The organism is Burkholderiaceae bacterium DAT-1, assembly GCA_019084025.1.
Classification (GTDB): domain Bacteria; phylum Pseudomonadota; class Gammaproteobacteria; order Burkholderiales; family Chitinimonadaceae; genus DAT-1.
Genome location: JAHRBI010000001.1, coordinates 141,042 through 153,211, shown reverse-complemented (window position 1 = coordinate 153,211; position 12,170 = coordinate 141,042). Strand labels below are relative to the sequence as shown.

The 12,170-nt window shown below is 56.7% G+C and carries 9 protein-coding genes; 4 read left to right on the top strand and 5 right to left on the bottom strand.

What is annotated here, in order from left to right; genetic code table 11:
- The first annotated feature begins 4 nt into the window (after positions 1-4).
- A complete protein-coding gene (gene xerD / locus KSF73_00710; GenBank protein ID MBV1774226.1) occupies positions 5-997 on the top strand; it encodes a site-specific tyrosine recombinase XerD in 993 nt (330 codons plus the stop codon).
- Positions 998-1,055: 58 nt separating this feature from the next.
- On the opposite strand, the gene clpA is transcribed toward xerD, so the two are convergent.
- Together clpA and clpS are read right to left on the bottom strand one after the other, a co-directional pair.
- Positions 1,056-3,347, bottom strand: coding sequence for an ATP-dependent Clp protease ATP-binding subunit ClpA (gene clpA, locus KSF73_00705; protein ID MBV1774225.1), 2,292 nt, complete (start codon positions 3,345-3,347; stop codon positions 1,056-1,058).
- Positions 3,347-3,649: an ATP-dependent Clp protease adapter ClpS gene (gene clpS / locus KSF73_00700; protein MBV1774224.1), complete on the bottom strand. Its 303-nt coding sequence runs from the start codon at positions 3,647-3,649 to the stop codon at positions 3,347-3,349. The genes clpA and clpS overlap by 1 nt, the downstream gene beginning before the upstream one ends.
- Positions 3,650-3,941: 292 nt before the next feature.
- On the opposite strand from clpS, the gene KSF73_00695 reads away from it, so the two are divergent.
- Positions 3,942-4,145 carry a cold-shock protein gene (locus tag KSF73_00695; GenBank protein MBV1774223.1) on the top strand — a complete coding sequence of 68 codons (204 nt, stop codon included), beginning with the start codon at positions 3,942-3,944 and terminating at the stop codon, positions 4,143-4,145.
- A 119-nt stretch (positions 4,146-4,264) separates the two neighbouring features.
- Here KSF73_00695 and KSF73_00690 read toward each other — a convergent pair whose 3' ends face one another.
- Positions 4,265-6,502 (bottom strand): NADP-dependent isocitrate dehydrogenase, encoded by a 2,238-nt coding sequence (locus tag KSF73_00690; GenBank protein MBV1774222.1) that lies wholly within the window; start codon positions 6,500-6,502, stop codon positions 4,265-4,267.
- Positions 6,503-6,812: 310 nt separating this feature from the next.
- On the opposite strand from KSF73_00690, the gene KSF73_00685 reads away from it, so the two are divergent.
- On the top strand, positions 6,813-7,583 hold the full coding sequence (locus KSF73_00685) for a pseudouridine synthase (protein ID MBV1774221.1): 771 nt from the start codon (positions 6,813-6,815) through the stop codon (positions 7,581-7,583).
- A 65-nt stretch (positions 7,584-7,648) separates the two neighbouring features.
- Here KSF73_00685 and KSF73_00680 read toward each other — a convergent pair whose 3' ends face one another.
- Positions 7,649-8,077: an organic hydroperoxide resistance protein gene (locus KSF73_00680; protein ID MBV1774220.1), complete on the bottom strand. Its 429-nt coding sequence runs from the start codon at positions 8,075-8,077 to the stop codon at positions 7,649-7,651.
- A gap of 206 nt (positions 8,078-8,283) precedes the next feature.
- Here KSF73_00680 and KSF73_00675 point away from each other — a divergent pair, with 206 nt between their 5' ends.
- Complete coding sequence (locus tag KSF73_00675; GenBank protein MBV1774219.1) at positions 8,284-10,356, top strand: esterase-like activity of phytase family protein; 2,073 nt, start codon at positions 8,284-8,286, stop codon at positions 10,354-10,356.
- Between the two features lie 69 nt (positions 10,357-10,425).
- Here KSF73_00675 and ettA read toward each other — a convergent pair whose 3' ends face one another.
- Entirely contained in the window at positions 10,426-12,090 is a 1,665-nt protein-coding gene (ettA, locus tag KSF73_00670; GenBank protein ID MBV1774218.1) for an energy-dependent translational throttle protein EttA, read from the bottom strand.
- Between the last annotated feature and the right edge of the window lie 80 nt (positions 12,091-12,170).

Here is a 12,170-nt window from a genome sequence, read left to right as displayed (position 1 = left end):
TGTAATGGCGCGGACGGCCAAAGCAAACTGCTCAGTCTCATCGATTGAGGTCGATCCGCTGATCGACGGCTTTCTGGATACGCTGTTTGCCGATGGCGTATCGCGCAATACGCTGGATGCCTATCGCCGTGATTTGCTGTTCTGGCAGGTCTGGCTGGCGGAGGCAGGCAAGCGGATCGATGCCTGCAATGGGGCGGATTTGCGCGATTGTCTGCAGGGGCTGGAGCAGTTGTATCAGCACAACCGGCATCTGACGCCCGCGAAAGTGCGCGAGCTGCCGCCTCTTGAACGCGGCAAGAATCCGGCATCCAGAGCACGATTACTGGCGGCGCTGCGACGCTTCTACCGGCATCAGACCGAGTCAGGCGCTGCAATGACCGACCCGACTGCGCAGATCGAGCAGCCCATCTTGCATCGGCCTTTGCCGAAGATCATTACTGAAAGCGAAGTTGAGCGGCTGTTGCTGACCCCTGATGTCGAGGATGCGCTGGGCTTGCGCGATCGGGCGATGCTGGAGCTGATGTATGCCAGTGGCTTGCGCGTATCCGAAATCGTGACGCTGCCGCTGGCCTTGCTGAGCCTGAGCGATGGTGCCTTGCGCGTGGAGGGCGGCAAGGGGAACAAAAGCCGCATCGTGCCCTTTGGCGAGGAGGCCGGGCATTGGCTGGGGCGTTATTTGGCTGAGTCTCGTCCGCTATTGCTTGCGGGCCGTACGCTGGCGCAGGTGTTTGTGAACATTCGGGGCGAACCGCTGACGCGGCAGGGCTTCTGGGAAATGATCAAGCGCTATGCCGTGCGCGCCGGAATTGACGAGGCTCGTCTGAGCCCGCATGTATTGCGCCACGCCTTCGCCACGCATCTGGTGAATCATGGTGCCGATTTACGGGTGGTGCAGCTGCTGCTGGGGCATTCCGATATCACCACGACCCAGATTTATACCCACGTTGCCAAAGAGCGGCTGCAGAAGTTGCATCAGCAACATCATCCGCGGGGGTAGGTCGGTGGAAAAACAAAAGCCCCTTCCGGGGCTTCTGTGAGTGGATGCAGATGTCGCATCAAGCGGGTTCTGCCGCCGGTTCCTTGATGTCCAGCACGATTTCGTCGTTGGCATCGATGCCGATGGCCACATCGCCACCGCCTGCCAGCCTGCCGAACAGCAATTCGTCGGCCAGTGCGCGGCGGATGGTGTCCTGAATGAGGCGGGACATCGGGCGCGCACCCATCTGCGGGTCGAAGCCCTTGCGTGCCAGATAGGCCACCAGATCCTGCGAGAAGGTGGCTTCCACCTTTTTCTCGTGCAACTGGGTTTCCAGCTGCATCAGGAACTTGTTGACCACCTGCAGGATGATGTCCTGCGATAGTGGCGCAAACGAGACAATCGCATCCAGACGGTTACGGAATTCCGGCGTGAACATGCGCTTGATATCGCCCATTTCGTCGCCAACCGACTTGCTGCTGGTAAAGCCCATACTGGACTTGTTCAGTGACTCGGCACCCGCATTGGTAGTCATGATGATCACCACATTGCGGAAGTCAGCCTTGCGGCCATTGTTGTCGGTCAGCGTGCCGTGATCCATGACCTGCAGCAGCACGTTGTAGATATCCGGATGCGCCTTCTCGATTTCGTCCAGCAACAGCACCGCATAGGGGTGCTTGTTGATGGCTTCGGTGAGCAGGCCACCCTGATCAAAGCCGACATAGCCGGGAGGCGCACCGATCAGGCGCGAGACGGCATGCCGTTCCATGTACTCGCTCATATCGAAGCGGATCAGTTCGATCCCCATGATGTAAGCGAGCTGGCGCGCCACCTCTGTTTTGCCGACGCCGGTTGGGCCGGAGAACAGGAAGCTGCCGATCGGCTTTTGCGGATTGCCCAGACCGGCGCGGCTCATCTTGATGGCCGTGGCGAGCACTTCGATGGCCTTGTCCTGACCAAACACCACATTCTTCAGATCGCGATCCAGCGTCTTCAGGGCATTGCGATCATCGGACGACACATTTTTCGGTGGAATGCGCGCAATCTTGGCGACGATTTCTTCCACTTCACCCTTGCCGATGGTCTTCTTTTGACGCGATTTCGGTAGGATTTTCTGTGCGGCACCGGCTTCGTCGATCACATCAATGGCCTTGTCGGGCAGATGGCGATCGTTGATGTACTTTGCGGACAGCTCGGCGGCGGACGCCAGCGCTGCGGCGGTGTACTTCACGCCGTGGTGTTCCTCGAAACGCGACTTGAGACCCTTGAGGATTTCCACCGTCTGTTCGACGCTTGGTTCGACCACATCCACCTTCTGGAAACGACGCGACAGCGCGTTGTCTTTCTCGAAGATGCCACGGTATTCGCCGTAGGTGGTTGCACCGATACACTTCATGGTGCCATTGGACAGTGCCGGCTTGAGCAGATTGGATGCATCCAGTGTGCCGCCGGACGCCGCGCCTGCACCGACCACGGTGTGGATTTCATCGATAAACAGGATCGCGTTGCGATCTTCACCCAGCTGCTTGATCACAGCTTTCAGGCGCTGCTCGAAATCACCGCGATACTTGGTACCGGCGAGCAGGGCACCCATGTCGAGCGCGTATACGGTGGCATCTGCCAATACATCGGGCACGTCGCCTTCAATGATGCGCTTGGCCAGCCCTTCGGCAATCGCGGTTTTACCCACGCCAGCTTCGCCCACCAGCAGCGGATTGTTCTTGCGGCGGCGGCACAGCACCTGAATCACCCGCTCCAGCTCGTGTTCGCGACCGATCAGGGGGTCGATACGCCCCTGTGAGGCTGACTGGTTCAGGTTGAGCGTAAAGCTTTCCAGTGCACCACCAGCGTGTTGTTCGGTATCGCTTTCGTGATCCTGATCCTGCTTGGGCTGGCTGCTGGCGCCGTTGCTGCTTGGTGCGGCGCCACTTTGCGGTTGCACCTTGCTGATGCCGTGGGAAATAAAATTGACGACGTCCAGGCGGGTGATGCCCTGCTGATGCAGGAAATACACGGCATGGGAATCTTTTTCGCCAAAAATCGCTACCAGCACGTTAGCGCCGGTGACTTCCTTCTTGCCGGCAGACTGCACATGCAGGATGGCGCGCTGGATGACGCGCTGAAATCCGATGGTGGGCTGGGTTTCCACTTCTGCCGTGCCGCCGACGAGCGGAGTGTGCTCGGTGACGAAATCGGTCAGTTCACGGCGTAGCTGGTCCATATTGGCACCACATGCGCGCAACACGTCGGCTGCAGACGGATTGTCGAGCATGGCGAGCAGCAGGTGCTCAACCGTGATGTATTCGTGGCGCTTCTGGCGCGCCTCCATAAAGGCCATATGGAGGCTGACTTCGAGTTCCTGAGCAATCATCAGTTTTCCTCCATGACACATTGCAGTGGATGCTGGTGCTGGCGAGAGAAGTCTGTCACCTGTTCAACCTTGGTGGCGGCAATGTCTTTCGGGAAGACACCGCAGACACCTTTCCCTTCAGTATGGACCTGAAGCATCACGCGTGTGGCATGTTCTCTATCCAGTGCAAAAAACTGTTGTAGAACGATAACCACAAAATCCATTGGTGTGTAGTCATCGTTCAGCAGCATTACCTTGTACAGGGGCGGCGCCTTGAGCCGAGTGGGCGCAAGTTGAACGCCATCATCATTCTGAGTGGCCATGTCGTCTCGTGCCAGTCGATCAAATCGCTACCGTTACCTTATTCATTGTGGTGCCACAACGACGCATTTCAAGTGATGAATTTGCGACAACTAGGGTCAGGCGACAGGCGTTTGATTGACGAAGCAAAGTAATTGATCGTAAAACTAGGGCTGTTCTGGATTCAAAGCGTTACAGCACAAGCACCACGCAGTACCTAAGCCGATGGCAGTACGGGGCCGCTCGCTGACGTTGAACCAAACAAGTAAACAGGCAAAGCGCCTCAACAGCAATATCCTAACAGAGGAAACATCAATGGCAACTGGTACCGTGAAATGGTTTAACGATGCAAAGGGTTTTGGCTTCATTACTCCGGACGATGGTGGCGAAGACCTGTTCGCACACTTCTCCGCCATTACCATGAATGGCTTCAAGACACTGAAGGAAGGCCAGAAGGTCTCCTTCGACGTGACCCAAGGCCCGAAGGGCAAGCAGGCTTCCAATATTCAGGGTGCCTGATAGGCTGCAGATTCCGGTCTGCTCCAATAAAGAAAACGACCCTCAAGGGTCGTTTTTTTGTTGTTTGCAGGCGACGCACCGGCCTGATATTCAGGCTGGTGCGCTTCTTGCGCCGTAAACTAGCTCAATACCGCCGCAATGGCAGCGTTGAATGTCGCACTTGGGCGCATCACGGCGCTGCACTTGGCGGCATCCGGCATGTAGTAGCCACCAATGTCAGCTGGCTTGCCCTGAACGGCCTTCAGTTCGGCCAGAATGGTTTGCTCGTTGTCCGCCATTTGCTTGGCAATCGGCGTAAAACGGGCTTGCAGATCGCTGTCTTCCGTTTGGGTGGCCAGTGCCTGTGCCCAGTACATGGACAGGTAGAACTGGCTGCCACGGTTGTCCAGCTCGCCAGTGCGGCGTGACGGTGACTTGTCTTCATCCAGCAGCTTGCCGGTGGCCAGATCCAGCGTCTTGGCGAGAATCTTGGCCTTCTGGTTGCTGGTCTTGATGCCCAGATCTTCCAGCGATACGGCCAGTGCCAGGAACTCGCCCAGCGAATCCCAGCGCAGATGGTTTTCTTCGAGCAGCTGCTGCACGTGTTTCGGTGCCGAACCACCCGCGCCGGTTTCGTACATGCCACCACCAGCCATCAGCGGCACAATGGACAGCATCTTGGCCGATGTACCGAGTTCCATGATCGGGAACAAGTCGGTCAGGTAGTCGCGCAGGATGTTGCCTGTGACAGAAATGGTATCCAGGCCGCGGGCAACGCGCTCCAGGGTGTAACGCATGGCGCGCACTTGCGACATGATGTGGATATCGAGACCTGTGGTATCGTAATCCTTCAAGTAGGTTTGCACCTTCTTGATCAGCTCGTTTTCATGCGGACGATACGGATCCAGCCAGAACACAGCCGGCATGCCGGAGTTGCGGGCACGGGTCACAGCCAGCTTCACCCAGTCGCGGATTGGGGCGTCCTTCACCTGGCACATACGCCAGATATCGCCTGCTTCTACGTTCTGGCTCAGCAGCACTTCACCTGTGGCGATATCCACAATGTTGGCGACGCCGTCTTCCTGGATTTCGTAAGTCTTGTCGTGTGAGCCATACTCTTCGGCCTTTTGCGCCATCAGGCCGACATTCGGTACGGTGCCCATGGTGCGCGGGTCGAAGTTGCCGTGCCACTTGCAGAAGTTGATCATCTCCTGATAGATACGGGCAAAGGTCGACTCAGGCATCACTGCCTTGCAGTCGTATGGCTTGCCATCGGCACCCCACATCTTGCCGCCCATACGAATCATGGCAGGCATCGAAGCATCGACGATGATGTCGTTTGGCGAGTGGAAATTGGTAATGCCCTTGGCCGAGTCGACCATGGCCAGACGCGGACGGTGTTCCTGGCAGGCGTGCAGATCGCGGACGATTTCCTCGCGCTTGGAAGCTGGCAGAGTCTGGATCTTTTCGTACAGGGTTGCCATGCCGTTGTTGACATTGATGCCCAGTTCGTCGAACAGCTTGCCGTGCTTCTCGAAGGCTTCCTTGTAGTAGATCTTGACGCAGTGGCCGAACACGATGGGGTGCGACACCTTCATCATGGTGGCCTTGACGTGCAGCGAGAACAGGATGCCGGATTCGCGGCAATCTTCCATCTCGCGTTCGTAGAATTCGCACAGCGCCTTCTTGCTCATGAACATCGAATCGATGATCTCGGCGTCCTGCAGGGCAACCTTCTGCTTCAGTACGATGGTCTTGCCGCTCTTGGTGACCAGTTCCATGCGGACATCGCGCGCCTTATCGAGCGTGATCGACTTTTCGCCGTGGTAGAAGTCGCCGTGGTGCATATGGGAGACGTGGGTCTGCGACCATTGCTTCCACTCGCCCATGGAGTGAGGGTGCTTCTTGGCGTAGTTCTTGACTGCCAGCGGGGCGCGACGGTCGGAATTGCCTTCGCGCAGCACCGGGTTGACAGCAGAGCCCAGACACTTGGCGTAGCGATCGCGGATCGATTTTTCAGCATCGGTCGACGGGTTTTCCGGGTAGTCAGGCAGAGGGTAGCCCTTGGATTGCAATTCTTTGACGCAGGCAATCAGCTGTGCAACAGACGCGCTGATGTTTGGCAGCTTGATGATGTTGGCATCAGGATGCAGGGTCAGCTTGCCCAGTTCGGCCAAGGTGTTCGGCACCTTTTGTGCGTCGCTCAGGAATTCCGGAAATTCAGCCAGCACGCGGGTGGCCACGGAGATGTCTGCGGTATCGACCTGGATGCCAGCAGAGCCAGCAAACGCCTGAACGATGGGCAGGAATGAGCTGGTGGCGAGCGCAGGTGCTTCGTCTGTCAGCGTGTAAATGATCTTCGATTGTTCTGCAGGCATGACTTCAATCTCCTGGTTGTCTTGTGATGACAGAACGAAGGTGCGATATGCTGGGGTGCCGGAATCGCAGGCCGTACTGGGTGCGTCTGCCTGCAGCCGTTTCCCGTCCCGACCGTGTGTCGGGAAGTGCTCCGGCAACTGCTGGCAGTCTGTCAAAGGGTGAATTATAACGCTGCTCTTCCATTTGGTTCGCTATGTAATGGCACTTTTTATGCTACATGACTGACTGTCATTGCTATCATCCCGATATTCATTCAATGACAGCCCATATTTCCGCAAGGCGGCAAATGGTGCGAGAGGTGCGGCACACATGCCAGAGCTCATTCTATTTAATAAACCTTATGGCGTGATTTGCCAGTTTTCCAGTCATGAACTGCATCAAACGCTGTCGAATTTCATCGAAGCGCCGGGGTTTTATCCTGCCGGACGCCTCGATACGGATTCGGAAGGACTCTTGCTGCTGACCAATGACGGAACATTGCAGGCAAGGATTTCCCATCCCAGGCACAAACTGGAAAAAACATACTGGGTGCAGGTAGAAGGTGTGCCAAGTGAAGAAGCACTGGATCGTCTGAGGCAGGGTGTTGATCTGGTCGATTTCGTGACCCAGCCTGCAAAGGTAGAGCGGATTGATGCGCCGGATATCTGGCCGCGTACGCCGCCGATTCGGGTGCGAAAATTTATACCGGATAGCTGGCTGGCGATCACCATTGCAGAAGGCAAAAACCGTCAGGTACGCCGGATGACCGCCAAAGTGGGGCTGCCGACCCTGCGCCTGATCCGGGTGAAAATTGGCGACTGGGAAGTGCATGATGTGCCACCGGGCGAGTGGCGCAAGCTGACGGTGGCATTGCCACCCACCCCGCGTGTAGAGCGCAGCACGCCAGCGACTGCACAGTCGAGTGGCGGTCCTCGCGAGCGGACAACGGGTACGCTGACCAGATCGGCACCCTCTGCCAAACCGGGGGCGCCAGCAGCGTCTGGTCCGTCACAAAGGTCGGGGGCTGCGGGGCATCAGGGAAAGCAGCCCGGTGGGCAGATTCGTCGTCACAATACCAACAAGTTGCGACGGGAGCCGTAGTGCTTCAGTGCTTTCAAATAAAAACGGGGCCATGTGCCCCGTTTTTTGTTGCGCGTACGACCTGATTACATCACCGCCAGTTTCACATCGATATTGCCACGCGTAGCGTGGGAGTAGGGGCAGACGTCATTGTGGGCGGTGGCGACCAATTTCTCCGCAACAGCACGATCCACGCCCGGCAGATACACATCCAGTTCGACGGTCAGGCCGAATCCGCCTGCTGCACGCGGACCTACGCCGACGCGCGCATTCACTGACGTTTCGGTCAGGCTGATGCCTTGGCTACGCGCCACAAAGCGCACTGCATTCTCAAAGCAGGCCGAGTAACCTGCAGCAAACAATTGCTCCGGGTTGGTGGCTTCACCGCCTGCTCCACCAAGCGCCTTCGGCAAGGCCAGCTTCAGGTCCAGCACGCCATCGCTGGAGGTTGCGCGGCCATCACGGCCACCGGTGGAACGGGCTTCAGCGGTATACAGAACTTGTACAGACATGATTTAACTCCTTGAGTGGGTGGGTCGCGCGTTTGCGATGGATGAATAATTGCATGCAAATAAATTGTGTGCAATTTAAATTTATCTATGGAACACATAGCCAAGTCGCGTCGGATGACTTGTCATCTTGTAGTCATGATCGCGCGATAAGTTTGAGGATTGCGGAGGGCGTCAATGTGGCGTCTCACACTTCAAACGGAAATAGAAACATGCAATTGCGCAGAGAGTGGTCGTTTGCGGCCTTGGTGGGAATGACGGCAGCTTTGTCTGCGTGTGGCGGTTCTGATTCAAGCGCTCCCAGTCCGGTAGCGCCTGTCAGTGCAGTTTTCCTCGATTCGGCTGTGGCCGGGCTTGAAGTATCCAATGGGAAAAGCAAAGTGCTGACCAGTACCGATGGCGGGTTTTCCTGTCAAAGCGGTGAGTCGCTTACCTTTACTGCGGGCGGTATCAATTTCGGCTCTGCACCGTGCGCCAGCCTGATTACGCCGCTGTCCCTGGTAAATGCTGCTGAATTGAAAGATGACAAGCTGGTCAACCGACTCATCGCCCTGCAATTACTGGACGAAGATAATGACCCTGTAAATGGTATCAAGCTGAGCGACGCAGTGAAAACTGCTTTGGCTGGGCAATCGCTGGACTTCAACGCGACATCTACTTCCTTTAATGCGGCACTGAATGCACTGATCGCCAAACTGCCGGCTGCGTATCAGGGCCGCACTGCAGATGTAGATCGCCGGATGATGGCGCGCGAGCATTTCGAGGACACGCTGGGCTCACGTACCGGTCTGGTCGTCAGTGAAACTGTTTCACAAACGCAGTCACTGGGCACCATCATTGCCGGAGTATCCCGTTATCAGATCAAGGCGGCAGATAGCTTCTATGTGCCATATGAGGGAACGGATGCGCGCATCAAAGCTGACTTTCCCAAGGGATTTCTGCCCTCCTACGGGTCGGGGCTCACCTTCAAGGGCGTGGCCGCAGATGGCTCGCTGGAGTTTTATGGCATAACCGATCGTGGTCCGAATGGCGACGGCCCGAAAGTGCCTGCCTCGGTTCTTAAGGCTGGCGCTACAGGTACCAGCGATGCCAAGCTCTTTCCATCCCCGAGCTTTACGCCCTCGATTGGCATGATCTCGGTGAGCAAGGAAGGCGCGGTGCTGAAGAGCAGCATGCCGATCAAGTTCTCCACTTCGATCAATGCCAATGGCCTGCCGATTGCGCCGGGCAAGGTTGGAAATTCGGCAGAAGCACCGCTGAATGACGCACTGAAGTATGACGCCAGCAGCAAGACGACCTTCAGCGACTATGGTCTCGATACCGAGTCCATCGTATTTGACAAGGCACGTGGCGCGTTCTGGGTGTCCGATGAGTACGGTCCGTTTATCGTCAAGCTGGATGCTGCAAGTGGGGTGGTGCTGAAAAAGTATCAGCCCGGCAACAATGCAGGTGACTTGCCTGCCGTGCTGGCGAAGCGCCGTGCCAATCGAGGCATGGAAGGCTTATCGCTCGAGGCAGCATCCGGCAAGCTCAATGGCTTTATTCAAAGCCCCCTGGACGATGGCAAGGCTGCGTACAAGGTGCCGGGCGCAACGCAGACCAGCAGCGAAAGCATCAAGGACTATGCAGGTTTTGTTCGCTGGGTAGAATTCGATCCGACAACTGAAAAAACGCGTCTGTTTGCCTATCCGATCGACAGCACCTGGTATGCATCCGGAAAAACCGGCAATGCCAAACTGGGTGATCTGGTTTCGCTGGGGAATGGCAAATTTATTGCCATCGAACAAGGTGCGGGTGTAGATGGCAAGGTCTTTAACCGTCTGATGCTGGTGGAAGTACCGACGAACGTCAGTGATATTGCAGCGATGGGGACTGATCTGGAAAAGAGCAGCATGACCGGTGCGGCGGTCAATGGTGTCAATTTCGCGGATGTGGTCAAGCTGAAGAAAACAGTGCTTTTTGATCTGAATGCTGCAGGCTGGCTGGCAGAAAAGGCCGAAGGGCTGGCACTGGTGGATGACCATACCCTCGCACTGGCAAACGATAACGACTTTGGCTTGAAGACCAATGTGTACACGCCGGATGGCAAAGTGGTTGAAGGCGCCGATATCACCAAGTGTACGGTAGATGCCAATGGTGCCATGACGACGACAGCCGGCGCGACAGGCTGTGTCGCAGGTAATACCGCCCGAGTCACCCGTGGCGCGGATAGCGAGCGTGCCAGCCGCTTGTGGATCATTCGTTTTGTCAGCAAGCTGACGGATCTGAACATTCCCAAGTCGTAAGCCAGTATTGAGGTAAGCAAAAAGCCAACCTTCCGGTTGGCTTTTTCTTTGTGACGAGCAGATAGGTGCTTAGCGTGTAATCGGCTTGTAGCGAATCCGCTTTGGCTTGGCACCCTCTTCGCCCAGACGCTTCTTCTTGTCGGCTTCGTACTCCTGGTAGTTGCCGTCAAAGAATGTCCACTGCGATTCGCCTTCGGCCGCCAGAATGTGCGTGGCGATCCGGTCGAGGAACCAGCGATCGTGAGAGATCACGAACACGGTACCGGCAAATTCCAGCAGGGCGTCTTCCAAGGCGCGCAGGGTTTCCACGTCAAGATCGTTTGACGGTTCATCCAGCAGCAGCACATTGCCGCCCTGCAGCAGTGTCTTGGCCAGATGCAGACGGCCGCGCTCACCACCAGAGAGGTTGCCGACGATCTTCTGCTGATCGGCGCCCTTGAAATTGAAGCGGCCCAGATAGGCACGGCTTGGCATTTCAAAGCGACCCACCTGCAGGATGTCGCGTCCTTCGGCCACGTCATCGAACACGGTCTTGTCCGCATTCAGATTGTCACGGCTCTGGTCGACATAGGCCAGCTGTACAGTCGGGCCGCGCTTGGCGGTACCGCTGTCCGGCTGCTCCATGCCGGCGATCATCTTGAACAGTGTCGACTTACCGGCACCGTTCGGGCCGATGATACCGACGATGGCACCTGCTGGCGCCTTAAAGCTCAGATTGTCGATCAGCAAGCGATCGCCAAAGGCCTTGGTGACGTTTTCGAATTCGATGACTTCGTTACCCAGACGCTCGGCCACCGGAATAAAGATTTCCTGGGTTTCGTTGCGCTTCTGGTACTCGTGGCTGGACAGCTCCTCGAAACGGGCCATACGTGCCTTGGACTTGGCCTGACGGCCCTTCGGATTCTGGCGAACCCATTCAAGTTCCTTGGCGATGGTCTTCTGGCGGGCAGATTCTTGCGATTCTTCCTGCTTCAGGCGGCCTTCCTTCTGTTCCAGCCAGCTGGAGTAATTACCCTTCCACGGAATACCTTGTCCGCGGTCGAGTTCGAGAATCCACTCGGCAGCATTGTCGAGGAAGTAGCGGTCGTGGGTAACGGCCACCACGGTGCCCGGAAAACGCACCAGGAATTGTTCCAGCCAGTCCACGGATTCAGCATCCAGGTGGTTGGTCGGCTCATCCAGCAGCAGCATGTCCGGCTTGGACATGAGCAGCTTGCACAGTGCGACGCGGCGCTTTTCACCCCCAGACAGATTGCCGATGACAGCATCCCAGGCAGGCAGGCGCAGCGCATCGGCAGCGATTTCCATCTGGGTATCGAGATCCTGACCAGCTACCGACAGAATGGCTTCGCAGCGCGCTTGTTCTTCGGCCAGCTTGTCGAAGTCAGCATCCGGATCTGCGTAAGCGGCATAGACTTCTTCCAGCTTCTGCTTGGCTTCGAAGATCTCGCCCATACCGGATTCGACTTCCTGACGCACAGTGTTGGTTGCGGTCAGTTGTGGTTCCTGTGCCAGATAGCCGATCTTGATGCCCGGCTGCCATTGCACTTCACCTTCGAATTCTTTTTCCACACCAGCCATGATTTTCAGCACGGTGGATTTACCCGAGCCATTCAAACCCAGCAGACCAATCTTGGCACCGGGGAAGAAGCTCAGGGAAATATCCTTGATGATCTGGCGTTTGGGCGGGACAACCTTGCTCACGCGGAGCATGGACATGACGTATTGAGCCATGATGGAGAAGCGTCCAGTTTGAGTTGGCAATGGCGGAATTTTAGCAGCTCGCGCCGTTCGTCGCGTATTCTTAAATGCAA